Annotated in this window: 20 protein-coding genes; 14 read left to right on the top strand and 6 right to left on the bottom strand. The window is 72.6% G+C overall.

The window, feature by feature from the left end:
- Positions 1-97: 97 nt before the first annotated feature.
- Positions 98-907, bottom strand: a complete 810-nt coding sequence (locus ACPYOM_RS00245; protein WP_481344437.1) for an LLM class flavin-dependent oxidoreductase — start codon at positions 905-907, stop codon at positions 98-100.
- A gap of 211 nt (positions 908-1118) precedes the next feature.
- Here ACPYOM_RS00245 and ACPYOM_RS00240 point away from each other — a divergent pair, with 211 nt between their 5' ends.
- Positions 1119-1322 carry a cold-shock protein gene (locus ACPYOM_RS00240; protein WP_481341201.1) on the top strand — a complete coding sequence of 68 codons (204 nt, stop codon included), beginning with the start codon at positions 1119-1121 and terminating at the stop codon, positions 1320-1322.
- A gap of 75 nt (positions 1323-1397) precedes the next feature.
- On the opposite strand, the gene ACPYOM_RS00235 is transcribed toward ACPYOM_RS00240, so the two are convergent.
- The 4 genes from ACPYOM_RS00235 to ACPYOM_RS00220 all read right to left on the bottom strand — a co-directional run bounded on the left by ACPYOM_RS00235 (position 1398) and on the right by ACPYOM_RS00220 (position 4877).
- Complete coding sequence (locus ACPYOM_RS00235) at positions 1398-1805, bottom strand: universal stress protein (protein ID WP_481341202.1); 408 nt, start codon at positions 1803-1805, stop codon at positions 1398-1400.
- A 122-nt stretch (positions 1806-1927) separates the two neighbouring features.
- Complete coding sequence (locus tag ACPYOM_RS00230) at positions 1928-2734, bottom strand: ATP-binding cassette domain-containing protein (protein WP_481341203.1); 807 nt, start codon at positions 2732-2734, stop codon at positions 1928-1930.
- A complete protein-coding gene (locus ACPYOM_RS00225) occupies positions 2731-3753 on the bottom strand; it encodes an ABC transporter permease (RefSeq protein ID WP_481341204.1) in 1023 nt (340 codons plus the stop codon). The genes ACPYOM_RS00230 and ACPYOM_RS00225 overlap by 4 nt, the downstream gene beginning before the upstream one ends.
- Positions 3754-3758: 5 nt before the next feature.
- Entirely contained in the window at positions 3759-4877 is a 1119-nt protein-coding gene (locus ACPYOM_RS00220) for a substrate-binding domain-containing protein (RefSeq protein ID WP_481344436.1), read from the bottom strand.
- 101 nt (positions 4878-4978) lie between these two features.
- On the opposite strand from ACPYOM_RS00220, the gene ACPYOM_RS00215 reads away from it, so the two are divergent.
- The 12 genes from ACPYOM_RS00215 to ACPYOM_RS00160 all read left to right on the top strand — a co-directional run bounded on the left by ACPYOM_RS00215 (position 4979) and on the right by ACPYOM_RS00160 (position 16348).
- Positions 4979-6082 carry a LacI family DNA-binding transcriptional regulator gene (locus tag ACPYOM_RS00215; protein WP_481344435.1) on the top strand — a complete coding sequence of 368 codons (1104 nt, stop codon included), beginning with the start codon at positions 4979-4981 and terminating at the stop codon, positions 6080-6082.
- Between the two features lie 472 nt (positions 6083-6554).
- Complete coding sequence (locus tag ACPYOM_RS00210) at positions 6555-7640, top strand: ABC transporter substrate-binding protein (RefSeq protein ID WP_481344434.1); 1086 nt, start codon at positions 6555-6557, stop codon at positions 7638-7640.
- Positions 7637-8503, top strand: coding sequence for an ABC transporter permease (locus ACPYOM_RS00205; RefSeq protein WP_481344433.1), 867 nt, complete (start codon positions 7637-7639; stop codon positions 8501-8503). Before ACPYOM_RS00210 ends, ACPYOM_RS00205 begins: the two co-directional genes overlap by 4 nt.
- Positions 8479-9330: an ABC transporter ATP-binding protein gene (locus ACPYOM_RS00200; protein ID WP_481344432.1), complete on the top strand. Its 852-nt coding sequence runs from the start codon at positions 8479-8481 to the stop codon at positions 9328-9330. Before ACPYOM_RS00205 ends, ACPYOM_RS00200 begins: the two co-directional genes overlap by 25 nt.
- Complete coding sequence (locus ACPYOM_RS00195; protein WP_481341210.1) at positions 9327-10688, top strand: LLM class flavin-dependent oxidoreductase; 1362 nt, start codon at positions 9327-9329, stop codon at positions 10686-10688. The genes ACPYOM_RS00200 and ACPYOM_RS00195 overlap by 4 nt, the downstream gene beginning before the upstream one ends.
- A gap of 73 nt (positions 10689-10761) precedes the next feature.
- A complete protein-coding gene (gene ssuE / locus ACPYOM_RS00190; RefSeq protein WP_481344431.1) occupies positions 10762-11316 on the top strand; it encodes an NADPH-dependent FMN reductase in 555 nt (184 codons plus the stop codon).
- A gap of 126 nt (positions 11317-11442) precedes the next feature.
- A complete protein-coding gene (locus tag ACPYOM_RS00185) occupies positions 11443-11877 on the top strand; it encodes an SRPBCC family protein (protein WP_481344430.1) in 435 nt (144 codons plus the stop codon).
- Positions 11878-12429: 552 nt separating this feature from the next.
- A complete protein-coding gene (locus ACPYOM_RS00180) occupies positions 12430-13515 on the top strand; it encodes a sigma-70 family RNA polymerase sigma factor (RefSeq protein ID WP_481344429.1) in 1086 nt (361 codons plus the stop codon).
- On the top strand, positions 13508-14395 hold the full coding sequence (locus tag ACPYOM_RS00175) for an STAS domain-containing protein (RefSeq protein ID WP_481341214.1): 888 nt from the start codon (positions 13508-13510) through the stop codon (positions 14393-14395). Before ACPYOM_RS00180 ends, ACPYOM_RS00175 begins: the two co-directional genes overlap by 8 nt.
- Positions 14396-14421: 26 nt before the next feature.
- Entirely contained in the window at positions 14422-14802 is a 381-nt protein-coding gene (locus ACPYOM_RS00170) for an STAS domain-containing protein (RefSeq protein ID WP_481341215.1), read from the top strand.
- A complete protein-coding gene (locus ACPYOM_RS00165) occupies positions 14799-15113 on the top strand; it encodes a phosphatase RsbU N-terminal domain-containing protein (RefSeq protein ID WP_481344428.1) in 315 nt (104 codons plus the stop codon). Before ACPYOM_RS00170 ends, ACPYOM_RS00165 begins: the two co-directional genes overlap by 4 nt.
- 338 nt (positions 15114-15451) lie before the next feature.
- Entirely contained in the window at positions 15452-16348 is an 897-nt protein-coding gene (locus ACPYOM_RS00160; RefSeq protein ID WP_481344427.1) for a sigma-70 family RNA polymerase sigma factor, read from the top strand.
- 74 nt (positions 16349-16422) lie between these two features.
- Here the strand turns inward: ACPYOM_RS00160 and ACPYOM_RS00155 are convergent, their stop codons facing one another.
- Positions 16423-17127, bottom strand: coding sequence for a helix-turn-helix transcriptional regulator (locus ACPYOM_RS00155; protein ID WP_481341218.1), 705 nt, complete (start codon positions 17125-17127; stop codon positions 16423-16425).
- Positions 17128-17461: 334 nt separating this feature from the next.
- On the opposite strand from ACPYOM_RS00155, the gene folE reads away from it, so the two are divergent.
- On the top strand, positions 17462-17917 hold the full coding sequence (gene folE, locus ACPYOM_RS00150) for a GTP cyclohydrolase I (RefSeq protein ID WP_481344426.1): 456 nt from the start codon (positions 17462-17464) through the stop codon (positions 17915-17917).
- The last annotated feature ends 39 nt before the right edge of the window (positions 17918-17956 follow it).

Here is a 17956-nt window from a genome sequence, read left to right as displayed (position 1 = left end):
CACACGGCATCCGCCCGCGCCCCTCGGGACGGTGCCGGCTCGCCCGCCTGCGAGGGCTGTCGCCCGCCCGCGCGGGCTGTCGCCCGGGCTGCGCGGGCTATCGCCCGGCCAGCTCGGCCACCACCGGGGCCAGCACGTCGGCGGAGTTCGCGCCGACGACGAAGTAGGTGTAGCCGATCTCCTCGCGGCGTCGCTCGATCTCCTCGGCGGCGGCCACCGGGTCGCCCGGGAGCACGGCCAGCGAGTCCGCCTCCCGGAGGGCCTGCGGGTCGGTGTCGCGCACCGAGGTCATGAACGGGGCGATGGCGTCGCCGACGACGGGGACGTGGAGCGCGAGCTCGACGTCGCGCACGGCACGCAGCTCGCGCGCCCGACGCGCGACGTCGGCACGGGCGTCACGGGGCAGCGTCGCGATCGTGACGGTGTCGGCGACCTCGGCAGCCAGCGCCAGGGCTCTCGGCCCCCGGACGGCCATGACCACCGGCGTGTGGACGTCCGGGCCGTCCAGGTCGCGCAGCACGGCCACGGTCTCACGCACCTGGGCCAGCCGCCCCTGCGGTGGCGGGACGGGCATCCCGAGCTGGCGCAGCTCGTCCTCGATCCCCGGCCGTCCGGTGCCGATGCCCATCTCGAAGCGCCCCTCGGTGAGCATCGACAGCGAGTGTGCCTCCCAGGCGGTGCTCCAGGCCGGTCGCAGCGGGGAGGCGTAGACCCAGGTACCGACGCGCAGGTCGGTCTGCGCCGCTGCCATCGCGAGTGCTGGGGCGGGCGCGGGCTGCCACTGCGGCACGTCGGGCATCAGCAGCGTCGAGTAGCCGCTGTCGGCGATGCGGCGCACCCGGTCCCGCCACGTGGGCACGTCGGTCAGCACCGGGGTGACGACCCCGAAACGAAGCGGTCTGGTCATGTCTGGACTCCGTCCGCAGGTGGCACGTCCGGCAGTCGGCGTGGCCGACGACGAACCGTGGAGCACGGAGGAGCAAGGGTAGCGGCGGCTGCTACCGTCGGTGCCAGTTGCCGTCAGAGTCCAGGCGAAGGTCGCGGGTCGCGCTCGTCGTGACCGTCGGCAGCCCGAGGCCTCCACACGGAGGCCTCGCACGACAAGAAGAGGCAAACCAGTGGCAACAGGCACCGTGAAGTGGTTCAACAGCGAAAAGGGCTTCGGCTTCATCGAGCAGGACGGCGGCGGCGCCGACGTCTTCGTTCACTACTCGGCCATCGAGAGCAGCGGCTACCGCGAGCTGCAGGAGGGCCAGAAGGTCGAGTTCGACGTCACCCAGGGCCCGAAGGGGCCTCAGGCGGAGAAGGTCAGGGGCATCTGACGCGGGACCTCCGCCCTCGTGCTCGAAGGACGATCCCCCGACCTGTCGGTCGGGGGATCGTCCGTGTGGGGAGGGTCAGGCCGCCGGGGCCGGTTTCACCGCGAGCACCGGGCACGGGGCGTCGAGGAGGACCTGCTGCGCCGTGCTGCCGGTGAGCAGCTTGCCCACGGGGGAGCGTCGACGCACGCCGATGACGACGAGGTCCGCGTCGACCTCCTCGACGCAGGTGAGGATCGCCTCGGCCGCCGAGCTGCCGGTCGTGGGTTGGCGGACGTCGTGGCCGATGTCCTGGTTAGCCAGCTGCAGGTCGATGGCGTCCATGTCCTGGGCGGTCGCGAACGAGGGGTCGGCGTAGTTGCCGTCACGGCCGGTGTTGACGACCGTGAGGTGGGCCCCGGTGCGTCGGGCGAGGTCGATGGCGGCATCGAGCGCCGCCGACCCCTCCGGCGTGGGGATGTACCCGACGACGATCCTGGCGTACATGCGTCTCCTGTCCTGCGCTCGACGGGCCCGAGGTGGGGCTGGTTCCGCCCGGTCGAGCGCGGGTTCGGTGGGGAGGGAGCGGGGCCGCCGCCTCGGTCGGCGGCCCCGCCCGTTCGTGGGGGCTACGCCTCGAGCCGCAGCGCGCCGGTCATGATGCCGACGCCCTCGGTCATCGAGTGCGACTGCGGCGTGATGACGCCGGCACAGCCGCCGAGCCGTTGGACGTGGATGCGGTCGGCCACGTCCCACACGTGCGGCATGTTGTGCGAGATGAGGATGACGCCGAGGCCCTTCTCCCGCAGCTGCCGCACCATCGCGAGCACCTGGTTGCTCTCCTTGACCCCGAGGGCTGCGGTCGGCTCGTCGAGGACGACGACCTTGCCGCCGAACGCCGCGGCCCGGCTGACGGCGACGGCCTGCCGCTGTCCGCCGGAGAGCGTCTCGACCGCCTGGCCCATGTTCTGGATCGTCTGGATGCCGAGCTCCTGGACGGCGGCACCCGCCCGCTCCCGCATGCCCTTCTTGTCGAGCATGCGCAGCACGGACCCGAGCGGGCCCGGGCGGCGCTCCTCGCGGGCGAGGTAGAGGTTGCTCGCGATGTCCAGCGCCGGGATGACCGCCAGCTGCTGGTACACCGTCTCGATGCCGGCGTCACGCGCGTCCTGCGGGCGGGTGAAGTGCACCCGCTTGCCGTCGAGCTCGAGCACGCCGGCGTCGGGGACCAGGGCACCGGTCAGGCACTTGATGAGCGTGGACTTCCCGGCGCCGTTGTCGCCGATGACGGCAAGGACCTCACCGGGGTAGAGGTCGAGGTCGACCCCGTCGAGCCCGACCACGCGGCCGAAGGTCTTCACGAGCCCCCGGGCCGAGAGGACCGGCTGCCGGGTCCCGCTCGAGGTGCCCGTCGCGTCCGATGCCACTGCGGTCATGACTTCACCTTCCTGATCCACTGGTCGATCGCCACCGCCACGATGACGAGGACGCCCACGGCGAGCAGTCGGTACTGCTGGTCGACGCGGGCCAGGCTGAGGCCGACGTAGAAGGCCTGGACGATGAGGGCGCCGATGAGCGTCCCCACCAGCCGGCCGCGCCCGCCGAAGAGGCTCGTGCCGCCGATGACGACCGCCGTGATGCTCTGCAGGTTGGCGTCGGTGATGGCGTTGGGGCTCGCTGCACCGGCACGACCGATGAGGACCCAGGCGCCGAGGCCGTAGATGAGGCCCGCGACGACGTACACGCTGAGCAGCACGCGCTTGCTCGCGATGCCCGACAGGCGCGCGGCCTCCGCGTCGTCGCCGACGGCGTAGACGTGCTGGCCCCAGGCCGTCTGGCTCAGGGCGAACCCGACCACCGCGTAGAGGACGAGCACGATGACGACGCCGACCGTCAGCCGGAACGGGCCGAGCGGGAAGCTCGTCGAGGTCCAGTTGAGCAGGTCCGGCAGCTCGTTGTTCTGGAAGCTCTTGCTGCCCGAGTAGAGCAGCGCCGCCGCGGTGAAGATGCTCAGGGTCCCGAGCGTGACGATGAACGGCGGCAGGTTGACGCGGGTGACGAGCAGCCCGTTCAGCGCGCCGGCGGCGAGGCCGAGCCCGACACCGACCAGCAGGGCCACCGGTGCCGGCCAGCCGTGGTCGGCGGCGAGCTTGGCCATGACCATCATCGCGAGGATGACGATGGCGCCGACGGACAGGTCGATGCCGGCGGTGAGGATGATGAGCGTCTGGCCGATGGCCAGGCACGCGACGACCGCCGTCTGCTGCACGAGCAGGGAGAGCGCCGCCGGGTTGGAGAACCTCGGGTTGACGGCGGTGAAGACCACCATCGTCAGGACGAGGATGACGAGCGGGCTGATCCACGGGTGTCCGTGGAGCAGGTGCTGCACGCGTTGGAGGGGGCTGTGCCGTCGACGGGTCAGCTCCGCCACCGCGGCCGAGGTGCCAGCGGTCATGTCGATCAGCCCCAGCAGATCTTCGATGCGGCGTCCGAGGTGATGCTCTCGACCCCGTCGGCCTTCTTGTCGGTGACCAGGGCGACACCGGTGTTGTAGAAGTCCAGGCCGTTCGAGGTCTTGGGCTTCTCGCCGCCGCGCGCGATCTTGGCGATGGCCGCCATGCCGAGCGTGGCCATCTTGAGCGGGTACTGCTGCGACGTCGCGCCGATGACGCCGTCCTTGACCGACTTGACGCCGGCGCAGCCGCCGTCGACGGAGACGATGATGACGCCCTTCTCCTTGCCGGCCGCCTTGAGGGCGTTGTACGCGCCGATGGCCGCGGGCTCGTTGATCGTGTAGACGACGTTGATGTCGGGGCTGTTGGTCAGGCAGTTCTCCATGGCGGTGCGGCCGCCGTCCTCGGAACCGGTGGTCGGCTCGTTGCAGGCGATGGCGTACTGGCCGCCGGCGTAGCTGCCGGTCTTGTCCTCGTCGCCGTTCTTCTGCTTGTCCTTGGTGTCGATCCCCATGCCGGTCAGGAAGCCCTGGTCACGGTTGTAGTCGACCGAGACGACCTTGTCGTTGAACAGGTCGAGGAGGGCGATCGTGGCCTTCTTGCCGCCGAGCTGCTTGTTGGCCCACTGGCCGATCAGCTCACCGGCCTTGAAGTTGTCGGTCGCGAAGGTGATGTCGACGGTGTTTGCGGGGTCGGGCGGCGTGTCGAGGGCGATGACGTAGAGCCCGGCGTCGCGCGCCTTCTTGATCGCGGCGTTGACCCCCGGCCCGTTGGGGGTGATGAGGATGCCCTTGTCGCCCGCGGCGATGGCGTTCTCGATGGCCTGGACCTGGCCCTGCTCGTCGCCGTCCTTGGCGCCCGAGGCGATGGTCAGGTCGACGTTGTCCTTGGCCGCGTCGGCCTGGGCGCCCTTCTGCATGGCGACGAAGAACGGGTTGGTGGAGTCCTTGGTGATGAGGGAGACGCCGACCTTCTCGCCGGCGTCACCTCCGCCCGTCCCCGAGCCGGTGGCGGAACCGCCGCCGCCACAAGCCGCGATCCCGAGGACCAGGCTCCCGGCCGCCACGGCGACCAACGCCCGGCGCGCTGCCGGCCGGTGCGTGGGAACGATGGTGGTGCGCTGCATGACGTGACCTCTCTGTCCGACGTCGTCGGCTGACAACGTTGTCAGAATCTTTATAGGGGGCCGTTCCCCCATGAGTCAAGGTTTCATGACCATACTGAGACATGGATGAGACAACGTTGTCACCTGGCGGTGCCGACACCGGCCCCCGCCCGACGCCGCCGGCCGTGGCCGCCGGCCTCGATGGCAGACGCGTCGCCCGGGCCACCATGAAGGACGTCGCGACGCTCTCGGGCGTCAGCCTCAAGACGGTGTCGCGCGTCGTCAACCACGAGGCCAACGTGTCCACCGCGGTCCGCCAGCGCGTCGAGCGTGCGGTCGCCCAGCTCGACTACGTCCACAACGCCAACGCGAGCCTCCTGCGGCGGGCGAACAACCGATCCGGGACGGTCGGCGGGCTCTTCCAGGACCTCAGCAACAGCTTCTCCGCCAGCCTGCTGCGATCCCTCGAGGACATCGCCCGCAGCCACGGCACCGTCGTGCTGGCGGCCAGCCTCGACGAGGAGGCGGAGCGCGAGGTCGAGCTCGTCCGTGGGCTCGTGGCGCGGCGCGTCGACGGCCTCGTCCTCATGCCCGCGACGGCCCGGCAGGAGTACCTCGCGCCGGAGCTGCGGGCCGGGCTGCCGACGGTCTTCGTCGACCGTGTCCCGCACGGGGTCGACGCCGACTGCGTCACCGTCGACAACGTCCTCGGCGCTCGTCGGGCGGTCGAGCACCTCGTGGCGCACGGACACCGACGCGTCGCGGCCCTGTGCGACCTCGCGAAGATCCAGACCGCGCAGGATCGGCTGCGTGGCTACCGCGAGGTCATGCGGGCGGCCGGAGCCGCCGAGACGGATCTCGTCGAGGTGGTCGACCTGCACACGACCGAAGCCGCCGAGCACGCGGTTCTCGGCCTGTTCGACGGGCCGGGCCCGGCGCCGACGGCCCTGTTCGCCGGGCGCAACGACCTCGCCGTCGGGGCGTTCCGGGCCCTGCGCGCGCTCGGGCTCACCCACCGCGTGGCGGTCGTCGGGTTCGACGACTTCCCGATGGCCGACCTCATCGACCCGCCCCTGACCGTGGTCCGGCAGAACGTCGAGCGCATCGGCGCGGAGGTCGGCAGGCTGCTCTTCTCCCGCATCGACGGCGACAGCACGCCGCCCCAGCGGGTCGTCATCGAGCCGTCTCTCGTCGTGCGGGGCTCGGGCGAGATCGGCCCCCACTGACGCTGCCCCGGGGGCCCTGCGCCCGTACCCGGGGGGCCCGCCTGGCCGCCAGGCCGGCCCGTCGCCTGCGTCGGTCCGCGACCGGCGTGTCCACCACGCGGACGGCCGTTGCAAATCCTAGCCAGGCAGTATGAGATCAGGGCATGCGCCACCAGATGCTGACCATGCGTCGCGCGGTCGACCACATGGGTGTCGCCAGCGCCATCTGTCGCTGAGCGCGCCCCGCACGCCCCGGCCGCCCTCCGCGCGGCCCTGAAGGGCGTCGCGCCGCTCCCGGCCCGGCCGCGAGCACGTCCCGGCCTGAGGCCCTCGGGGCGTCGCGGCCCGTCTCAGGCCCGTCGCGGCCCGTCGCGGCCAGTCGCGGCGTCGCCGGGAGCTGCTCCCTCCCCCCGCCCGATGGTGCCGACCGTTCCCGGACGGCCGGCCGTGCCGCGGGCTCCTTCACGCACGCCTTCCGAAAGGTCCCTTCGCCATGCCCACCACCCCGTCCGCCCACGCGCCGGACCGACGTTCCGTCCTGTTCGCCCTCGCCGCCACGCCGCTGCTCGCGACGCTCGCTGCCTGCGGTGGGACCTCCAGCGCTGCCGACGGTGGCCCGCCGCTGGCTCCCACCGCGGCGCTGCCGACCACGGTCCCGAAGGGCACGACGCTCGTCGTCGGCGACCCGCAGGTCGAGCAGGCCCTCAGGCTCTCCGGCGAGCTGGAGAAGTTCACCTTCCCGGTCACCTTCGCCAACATCAGCGGTGGCCCGCAGACGCTGGAGGCCTTCCGGGCCAAGGCCCTGGACCTCGGTGCGGTGGCCGACATCCCGCCCCTGCAGGCCGCGTGGACCGGGGTCGACACGCGCATCGTCGCCGCGCAGTTCCGCAGGCAGCCCGAGACGCACCCGATCTACCAGCTCGGCATCGCACCGGGCGTGCGGGTCACCTCACTGGCCGACCTGCGCGGCAAGAAGATCGCCTACAGCCCCGGCCAGGCGCAGGGCGCCCTCGTCCTGCGCGTGCTGCACAGGGCCCGGCTGACCCAGCAGGACGTCCAGCTCGTCGAGCTGCCGAGCACCGGCGACGTCTACCCGACCGCCTTGGCCTCCAAGCAGATCGACGTCGCGCCCATCGGGGGAGTTGCCCTCGAGCGCTACCTCGCCCAGTACGGCAGGGACGGCGCCACCGTCGTCCCGCACGGGCTGCGCGACGACCCCGGTCACCTCTACGCCCCCGAGAGCTCCCTGCGCGACGCCGGCAAGGCCGCCGCGATCCGCGAGTACGTCGCGCACTGGGGCGCCGCGTTGAAGTGGGTCGACGAGCACCCGAAGGAGTGGGTCGCGGGCTACTACGTCCGCAACCAGGGACTGACCGACGCCGAGGGCCAGTACCTCGTCAGGTCCGCCGGCGCCCGCGACGTCCCCACCGACTGGACGGCCGCGATCCGCCGCCACCAGGAGACCGCCGACCTCCTGTCGGCCGACCAGCACCGCCCGCACCTCGACGTCGCCACCCTCTGGGACCGCCGGTTCGAGAAGGTCGGCGGCACCGCCTACGCGACCGGACGCGCCTCATGACGACGCTGGTCGACATCTCCACGCGGCGCGACAACCGCACCGCCGCAACGGTGCCCGTCGTCCGGCTGGTCGACGAGCGCCCACGGGCCACGAGGCTCGGACCGGGCCGCCGACGCCGCTTCGACGCAGCGCTCGGGTCCGTGGCCCTGCTCGCCGTCTGGGTGACGGGTTCGGCCTCCGGGCTGCTCGACCCCCGCATCCTGTCGGCCCCCTGGACCGTCGTCACGACCACGGGCGACCTGCTCGCCGACGGCCGGCTGCAGACCAACCTCGCCGTGTCTGCCCAGCGTGCCGGCCTCGGTCTGCTCCTCGGGATCCTCCTCGGTTCCGCCCTGGCGCTGCTCTCGGGCCTGAGCCGGTTCGGTGAGGCGCTCGTCGACGGGCCGGTGCAGGTCAAGCGCGCCATCCCCTCACTCGCCCTCCTGCCGCTGCTCATCCTCTGGTTCGGCATCGGCGAGCCGATGAAGGTCGTCACCATCACGCTCGGCGTGCTCGTGCCCGTCTACGTCCAGACCCACGCCGGGCTACGGGGCATCGACAGCAGGTACGTCGAGCTGGCGCAGACCGTCGGGTTGAGCCGAACAGCATTCGTACGCAAGGTGATCCTTCCCGGTGCCCTGCCGGGCTTCCTCCTCGGCCTCCGGTTCGCCGTCACCGCCGCCTGGTTGTCCCTCGTCGTCGTCGAGCAGGTCAACTCGACGTCCGGCATCGGCTACATGATGGAGCTCGCGCGCACGTACGGACAGACCGACATCATCGTCGTCGGGCTCGTCCTCTACGGGCTGCTCGGTCTGCTGTCCGACGGTGCCGTCCGACTCCTGCAGAGGAGGGCACTGGCATGGCAGCGCACCCTGGGCTCCTGAGCCCCGACCGCGTCGGCGCCGACCGCACCGCCGTCGTCGTCGAGGACCTCGTGCGCGGCTACGGACCCAAGGGCGTCCTCGACGGGGTCTCCCTCGACATCGCACCAGGGGAGTTCGTCGTCCTGCTGGGCCGCAGCGGCTGCGGCAAGAGCACGCTGCTGCGCGCGCTGGCGGGGCTCGACGGGGAGGTCAGCGGCTCGGGACGCGTCGTCGTCCCCGACCGCGTCTCGGTCGTCTTCCAGGACTCGCGACTGCTGCCGTGGGCCAGCGTCCTCGACAACGTCGTCCTCGGCCTCTCCGGCCGAGCAGCGCGCGACAAGGGGGTGGCCGCGCTGGACGAGGTGGGGCTCGCCGGCCGCGAGCACGCCTGGCCGGCCGAGCTCTCGGGCGGTGAGCAGCAGCGCGTGGCCCTGGCCCGGTCCCTCGTCCGGGACCCCGAGCTGCTGCTGGCCGACGAGCCCTTCGGCGCCCTCGACGCCCTGACCCGCCTCCGCATGCACGACCTGCTGCGCGAGCTCTACGACCGGCACCATCCTGCGGTGCTGCTCGTGACCCACGACGTCGACGAGGCGGTCACCCTCGCCGACCGGGTCATCGTCCTGGACCGTGGGCGCATCGCCCTGGAGCGACGCATCGACCTCACCCCCCGCCATGGGGACGGGCAGGCGCACGGAGGCGATCGGAACCCGTCCGACGCCGCCTACGCCGCCGTCCGGAGCGAGCTCCTCGCCGCCCTCGGCGTCACCCCCGCCGGATCCCGCACGGCCACCGAACCCACCGACACCGACCCCGACACCGACCCCGACGCCGAAAGGACCACGTCATGACAACCACCAGCCGCCGCGCCATGCACCTCAACGCCTTCCTCATGAGCACCGGGCACCACGAGGCGTCCTGGCGCCTGCCGGAGAGCGACCCCTTCGCAGGCACCGACGTCACGCACTACCAGCGCCTGGCGCAGATCGCCGAGCGGGGCCACCTCGACTCGATCTTCTTCGCCGACAGCCCGGTCCTCTGGAACGACATCGGGCGACGCCCGTCGGGGGCGCTCGAGCCCACGGTCCTGCTGACGGCCATCGCGGCGGTCACGAGCCGCATCGGCCTCATCGCCACGGCGTCGACGACGTACAACGACCCCTACAACCTCGCGCGCCGGTTCGCGTCCGTCGACCACGTCAGCGGCGGCCGTGCCGGGTGGAACGTCGTCACGACGGCCGGACCCGACGCCGCCCGCAACTTCGGCCTCGACGACCAGCCCGCGCACCACACGCGCTACGAGCGGGCCGCCGAGTTCCTCGACGTCGCCCAGAAGCTGTGGGACAGCTGGGACGACGACGCGCCGACCGGCGACAAGGCCTCCGGCCGGTGGGGCGACAACGACAAGGTCCGGGCCATCGAGCACGTCGGGACCCACTTCCGGGTGCGCGGTCCGCTGAACCTGCCACGCTCGCCGCAGGGGCACCCGCTCATCGTCCAGGCCGGCTCGTCCGAGGACGGCAAGGCGTTCGCGTCCCGGTACGCCGAGGCGGTCTTCACCGCCCACCAGACCCTCGAGGACGCCAGGGCGTTCCACGCCGACCTCAAGGCCCGCACCGCGGCCGTCGGCCGCGACCCCGAGGGCATCAAGGTCCTGCCGGGCATCGTCCCGGTCATCGGCTCGACCGAGGCCGAGGCGCGAGCGCTCGAGGCCGAGCTCGACGAGCTGATCCGCCCGGAGTACGCCGTGGCCCAGCTCGCCCGGACGCTGCGGCTCACCCCGGACGACCTGCCGCTCGACCGCCCGCTGCCGGCAGACCTGCCCTCCGAGGACGAGATCGAGGGGGCCAAGAGCCGCTACACCCTCATCGTGGAGCTCGCGCGCCGTGAGCACCTCACGGTCCGGCAGCTCATCGGCCGCCTCGGCGGTGGGCGCGGGCACCGGACCTTCGCGGGCACGCCCGAGCAGGTCGCGGACGCCCTCGAGGAGTGGTTCACCGGCGGTGCCGCCGACGGGTTCAACATCATGCCGGCCGCCCTCCCGTCGGGCCTGGAGGCGTTCGTCGACCACGTCGTGCCGATCCTCGTGCGGCGCGGCCGTTTCCGCGCCGAGTACACGGGGTCGACCCTCCGCGAGCACTACGGGCTGCCCCGCCCCGTCAACCGCTACTCGGGCACGCCGACGCGCGCCGAGGCCGCGACGGCATGAGCGACCGACCCCCGGGGGACGCGTCCCGCGTCACCCCCACGACCCACCGACCCGCCTCGTGAAAGGACCCGCCATGTCCCGCATCCTCACCGTCTCCGGATCCCCCAGCGCGACCTCGCGTTCGGCTGTGTTGCTCGACCACGTCTCCCGCACCGTCGTGCGGCACGGCCACGAGGTCGTGCACCTGGACCTGCGCGACCTGCCGGCCCAGGCGCTGCTCCACGCCCGGTTCGACGACCCCGCCGTCGTCGGGGCCGCCCGGCTGCTCGAGGACAGCGACGCGTTGGTCGTCGCCACCCCCGTCTACAAGGCCGCCTACAGCGGCCTGCTCAAGTCGTGGCTCGACCTGCTGCCGCAGCTGGCCCTCGCCGGAAAGACGGTGCTGCCGCTCGCGACGGGCGGCAGCCTCGCGCACGCCCTGGCGCTCGACTACGGCCTCCGGCCCGTCCTGTCCTCGATGGGAGCCCGGCACGTCGTTCAGGGCTTCCTCGTCGTCGACCAGCTCATCGAGACGTCGGCCTCGGGCGCGGTCACGTTCGGCACGGACGTGCAGCCGGGCCTGACCGCGGTCGTCGACGGGTTCCTCGACGCCCTGGCGTCGGGAGCCCCCGCGCGCCTCAGCGCGTGACCGTCGGCCGCGGCCGCGGGAGGGGTGCGGTCGGTCGGACGGGTGAGGAGCGTCTGGCAGCCCTTGTGGCGTGCAGCGAGCGCGCGCGACAATCGCGACGCAGCGACGATCGCCGGAAGGAACGTCATGCCCGCGGCCCAGCGAACCATCCTCATCCAGCGGCCCGTCGAGACGGTGTTCGCGTTCTTCACGACGCCGTCGAACGACCCACGGTGGCGACCGCACGTCAAGGAGATCGACGGGCCTGCCCAGCTTCAGGCCGGGTCGCGCATCCACCAGGTCGTCGCCGGGCCCGGCGGCCGTGGGATCGATGCCGACATCGAGGTGACCGACTACTCGGCGCCGACCCGGTACGCGTTCGAGGTCGTCGCCGGACCGGCGCGCCCGCGGGGTGAGTACGCCTTCGAGAGCACCGACGGCGGGGCCACCACGGTGACCTTCTCCCTGACGGCCGACCTCTCCGGGGTGAAGAAGCTCTTCATGTCCGGTCCGGTGCAGAAGTCCATGGACGGCGAGATGGCGGCGCTGGACACCGCCAAGGCCCTGCTGGAGTCCGAGTAGCGCCAGATGGGCCCGCGGGCCGGTGAGGGCGGCGAGAAGTTCCGCGATTCCGCGGACGGCGTCGAGAACCCGTGCCACCGTGGTGGGGAGGCCCACCGCTGTGGGGGCAGGGGGCCGAGAGGCCCGGGGTGACCGGCCCGGATTGGGTTGCCGGTCCCGGACGAGCCGAGGAGTCCCCGCCGCACGGGCAAGGTGGCGGGGACTCACCTCGCCCGGCGTGGCCGCCCCGGGTACGGCGGGTGGTCGCCGGGTACCCGGCCGGCGCCGGCGACGGCCCCGGCCCGGGGGACGCGGGGGACGGCTCGGGCCGCTCCGGCTCCTGCCACGTCGTCGACGGGGACTCTCGGGGGCGACGACGTGGAGACCCACCTCTCCACGCGTGCCATGACGAGCATGAGGGCCAACCCGATCACCGGAGTCGTGAGGCCGAGGAGTGTCATGTCGGGTCCTTTCCGCGTGCGGTCCCCCGATCGAGCTCCCCCTGTCAGCGACGACGCGGGTCGGCCCGGCGTATGACGCGGTCCCACCCTCCCCGCTCGGTATCCTCGGGAGGTGAGCGCACCACAGCGCGACGGGGAGGAACGGGGTCAGGCGGCGCACGACGTCGCGGACCTCATCCCCATGGTCCGGCGCATCGTGGGTGCTCGCGTCGGGGCGCACCCGGCCGCCGAGGACCTGGTGCAGGAGACGCTGGCGCGCGTCCTCGCCGCCTTCGACAGCATCGAGCCCGGGATGCTCGAGCCGTACGCCATCGCCACCGCCCGCAACGTCGTGGCGACGATGTGGCGCCAGGAGGACCGCAGGCGCCGCAACCAGCACCGCGTGGTGGACGTCAGCGCACCCGAGACACCTGAGGCCCAGGTGCTGTTCGGCGAGGACCAGGAGGCCATGGCGCGGGCCCTGGCGCATCTGGACGACCGCGACCGCCGGCTGCTCCTCGAGCACGAGGTGGCCGGCACCGACACGCGGTCGCTGGCGGCCCGGGCCGGCAGCACCCCGGGGGCGGTCGCGGCCCACCTGAACCGGACCCGCGCCCGGCTCCGCGTCGAGTACCTCCTCGAGCTGGAGGACGCCCCGAGCCTGACCGACCGCTGCCGGCCGGTGCTGCTCGCCCTGAGCAGCGGCGACCAGCGCCGCCAACGCGAGGTGCAGGCCGCCCAGCACCTGCTCGAGTGCGAGCTGTGCGCCCGACTGAGCGGGCCGCTGCTGGAGCGCGGGCAGGGACGCGACGACGCCGTGCACATCCCCATCGAGCGCGACGCCGACATCGTCCGCGCGCGCGGTGCCGCACGAGAGATGGCCTCGACCTTCGACTTCGGCCCCACCGACCTGACCCTGGTCGCCACGGCCGTCTCCGAGGTCTGCCGCAACATCGTGCGCTTCGCCGGCAGGGGAGAGGTCACCATCGAGCTCGTCGAGGTCCCGGCCCGGGGCATCCGCGTGACGGCGCGCGACGCCGGACCCGGCATCGCCGACGTCGACCGGGCCATGACCGACGGCTACAGCACCTACGGCGGCCTCGGCCTCGGGCTGCCCGGCGTGCGCCGCCTCATGGACGACTTCGTCCTGGCCAGCGACCCCGAGCACGGAACGACGGTGACCATGACCAAGTGGGAGAGGACGCGCAACGATGACTGACCACGACACCGGCCGCGGACGCGGCGGCATCGCCGAGGGCGAGCACCTGCTGTCCCAGCTCGTCGCCCACCTGCGGGAGCACCGGACCAGGCTGCGCGAGGAGTGGGCCGAACGCATCCAGCAGGCGCACCTGCTGACCGCCATGACCCAGCAGGAGATGGCCGCCGAGACGACGTCGGTCTACGACAACTACGTCGAGGTCCTCGAGACCGGCAGCGTGGAGGCCCTCCAGCACTACGCCCGGGACCTGTCCGAACGCATCATCCCGCGCGGCGTCGAGACGCACGAGGTCGTCGGCATCGTGCTGCTCCTGCGTGACGTGCTCGCGCGGTCCCTCTTCGAGAAGTACCAGCGCGACTTCGCGCTGCTCAACGAGGTGCTCGACGCCTACGAGCCCGCCGCGAACCGGATCGCGAACACCGTCGCGGTGAGCTTCGTCGAGGAGCGCGAGCGCGTCATCCGGCAGCAGCAGGACTCCATCCGGGAGCTGTCGACGCCGGTGCTGCCCGTGCGTGAGCGGCTGCTCATCCTGCCGATCATCGGCGTCCTCGACAGCGAGCGCGCCCGCCAGCTCACCGAGCAGCTGCTCGCGGGGATCCGCACGCACCGGGCCAAGGTCGTCGTCATCGACATCACCGGGTCCCCGGACGTCGACCAAGCTGTCGCCAACCACCTCGTCCAGACGGTGGACGCGTCACGCCTCATGGGTGCGAGCGTCATCATCACGGGACTGTCACCGAAGATCGCCCAGACGCTCGTGACCATCGGTGTGGACCTCAGCAAGATGTACACCATCGGTGACCTGCAAGGCGGCCTCGAGGAGGCCGAGCGTCTGCTCGGATACAGCGTCACCCGAAGGGAGGCCAGCGCCAGCTCGTGAACGGCAGCCCAGCTCTCGTGTCGATCATGCGACAGGGCCCCAACCTGATCGCATCGATCCACACCGCGCTCGACGACTCGCAGCTCGTGCGCTTCGAGCGTGACCTCGTCGACCAGATCGGGGAGCACCGGTCGAGGGGCGTCGTCATCGACGTGGCCGCCCTCGACGTCATCGACTCCTTCGCGGCCCTGACGCTGCGTCGGGTGGTGGAGATGGCACGCCTGCGTGGCGCCCTGACGGTGATCGTCGGCATCCAGCCCGAGGTCGCCTTCACGATGGTCCGCCTCGGGGTCGGCCCCTCGGACGTGCCCACGGCGCTGAACCTCGAGGAGGGTCTGGCCGTGCTGGCCCGGGGCGGCGGGTCGACGACGTGGGCGGACGAGGGCCGCCTCCAGGGGCGCTCGTGACGGCTGGCGCGTCCCGTTCCGAGGGCGCCGACCTCGGCCGTGTGACCCAGGACTACCGACCCATCCTGCTGCGGTTCCTGCCGCACCGGGCCGAGGAGGTCCGCGCCGCGGCCTACGAGCTGGGTCGGTCGGCGTTCGCCGGCGGCGTGCCGCTGCTCGACATGTGCCGCATCCACCTGCAGGTCACCGCCGAGGTCCTGCGGGAGGCACCGGCCGAGGACGTCCTGCGGATCCACGACGCGGCCAGCGAGCTCCTCCTCGAGGTGCTGGCCGCGTACGAGATGACGCACCGGGGCGCCGTGGGTCGCTGACGGGGCCCGCCCGGACGCCTTCGGCGCCGGTGCATGACGTGCGCACGACAGCCGGTCGGGCCCACCGGCCGATGGCCCGCGCGTGGACCACGGGCTACCCGACCGATCACCGGTCCCGCGCCGGCGCGCCCCCGTCGCGTCATGCACCCGGCCCGTGGGGGTCTTCGGTGGTGACCCGGGCCACGGGCCGCCCATGGCGGACCGACCCCAGACGACCGAGGAGCCACGCCGATGGAAGCCCGCCCGAAACCGAGCCCGAGAGATGCCGTGGCGACGGCCGCGATGGGGCGCTCGCCGGCGTCGGCCGTCCCCGCCCGTCCGGACCGTCTGCTCGGCCCATGACGCGAGGCATCGCCTCGCACGTCTCCACAGCGACGTGGGGACGCGAGACGGCGCCGCCACCCTCCCCGCGGCGCCGTCTCCTCGCGCAGCCTCCCGCCCACATGTCTCCGGGCGAGCAGGCCGCGCGCCGGCTCATCGACGCGGTGCACAGCGCCGCGACGGAGTCCGAACGGTGTGCCGCGATGGAGGCGGCGGTCGTGGCCCACCTGCCGCTGGCGAGGTCACTGGCCCGGCGCTACCTCCAGAAGGGGGTCGAGGCCGAGGACCTCGAGCAGGTGGCGGCGCTCGCGCTCGTCAAGGCGGTCACCCGGTACGACGTCACGGCCGAGACGCCGTTCGGCGCCTATGCCACGCCGACGATCACCGGTGAGCTGCGGCGCCACTTCCGCGACCACGGCTGGCTCGTCCGGCCGCCACGCCGGATCCAGGAGCAGCGTCAGGAGATGACCCGTGCGCGCGAGGAGCTGACGCGCGACCTCGGGCGTCCCCCGACCTCGGCCGAGCTCGCCTCGGCCATGGGCCTCGACCTCGAGACCCTGGGCCAGCTCGAGATCGCCGAGCAGAACCTGCGCCCGACCTCGCTCGACGCGCCGGCACCCGACGCGGACGCCGGTTGTCCCGACCCCGCTCGCCCGGACGCACGGAGCCTGGAGGACCGGACGTCCGATGACGTCGAGACCCGGGTCGTGGTGCGCGACGCGGTGCGGTCGCTGCCGCTCGAGGCGCAGCGCCTGGTCCACCTGCGGTTCACCGAGGGACTGAGCCAGCGGGAGGTCGCGGCGCAGCTCGGCCTGTCACCGATGGCCGTGAGCCGGTTGCAACGCCGGACGCTCGAGGCGCTCGGCGAGCGGCTGGCCGACCTCGCCCCCGCTCACCTGCGCCGGACGGCCTGAGCGCCCGGAGACCCGTCGCCGACCGTCACGCCCGTCACCGCCCGTCACCGCCCGGCGTCGTCCGTCACGGCCCGTCACCGTCCGGCGTCGTCCGCGACGTCGAGACGGACGCAGCAGTGCCCCGCCGCGGGGGACAGCGACGCCTTGAGGCGACTCGCCCCGAGCCCCTCGAGCATGCCCTCGACGAAGGCGTGGTTCAGGCCGCAGACGAGCGCGGGAGCCCGCGCCGCCAGCGGGTGGAAGGGGCAGTTGCGCAGGCGCACGCACGTCGGTGTCTCGCGAGTCGGCTCGAAGCCGTGCTCGGCGAGGAGCGACTCGGCGAGGGTGAGCGCCCGTTCAGGGCCCAGCCGTCCCGGTCGCGTCACGGCGCGCTTCGAGGTGCCGGCCCGGCGGCCCCGGTCGGTGGCCGCCTCGGTGGCCGCGGTCTCGACGGCGCTGCCCGTCCCGGTCGCGACCACGGCGTCGAGGAGCAGCTCGGCGAGCAGGTCGGGCCGGCGGTCCGGGATGGTGATGCTCACCGTGTCGTCGGTGGCCTCGTACAGCCTCGGGGCGCGCCCGACGGAGCGGGGCCGCCGACCGAGGCCGAAGTGGGAGCGGAGCAGGCCGCTGTCGACGAGCTTGTCGAGGTGGAACGCCGCGAGCTTGCGGGAGATCCCGACGGCGGCGGCGGCCTCGTCGCGCGTGACGGGCCGGCCCTCGGCCCGGATGAACGCGTACATGCCACGACGCAGGTCGTCCTCGAGCGAGGCGACCGCTCGGATCTCGCGTTCCGACAGCACCTGCCCAGTCTAACGACCACGGCCGTTGGTCATGGCGAGCTCTGCACCGAGTGCCGCACTTGACGAGGAGCGCCTGATAACGCCAAAGTTTATTGGTCTTAATGTTTCGGCCCAGGAGTGGCGATGGATCTCGTGAAGGCTCAGGCGCAGGACCCCGACGAGGACCGGGTGGGCCGTCGAGGTGACAGCGGCTCCGGGCGCGACCGGGTCCTCAGGGTCGTGCACGACGCGCCCGAGAGGGACCTGGCAGCCGCCGAGCGAGCGGCGGCCCTGTTCCTCGAGGCCCTGGGGGTCCGACTCGACGACGAGAGGCCTGCGCAACACCCCCGGCCGGATGGCCCGCGCCTATGCCGAGCTGTTCACGCCCCGGCCGTTCGAGCTGACGACCTTCCCCAACGACGAGGGCTACGACGAGCTGGTCCTGGCCCGCGGCATCCCGTTCCGCTCGGTGTGCGAGCACCACCTGCTGCCGTTCATGGGAGTCGCCCACGTCGGCTACCTGCCCGGCGACCGCATCCTCGGGCTGTCGAAGCTGGCCCGGATCGTCGAACACTTCTCCTGCCGGCCCCAGGTGCAGGAGCGGCTGACCAAGCAGGTGTCCGACTGGCTGGTCAACCACCTGGCTCCCAAGGGCGTCGGCGTCGTGCTCGAGGCCGAGCACCTGTGCATGTCGCTGCGCGGCGTCCAGGCGCCGGGCGTCACGACGCTGACGTCCTCCCTCGGCGGGTCGCTGCGCGAGGACGCCCGATCCCGCCAGGAGTTCTTCGCCCTCGTCGGCGTCCAGCCCTGAGCGTCCGGCCGGCGTCGTCACGCCGTCGTGCCGAGTTGT

Source organism: Monashia sp. HAY1-2A (genome assembly GCF_056755315.1).
Note: the sequence above shows the minus strand (reverse complement) of the source record. Positions and strands in the feature narration are given on the sequence as shown.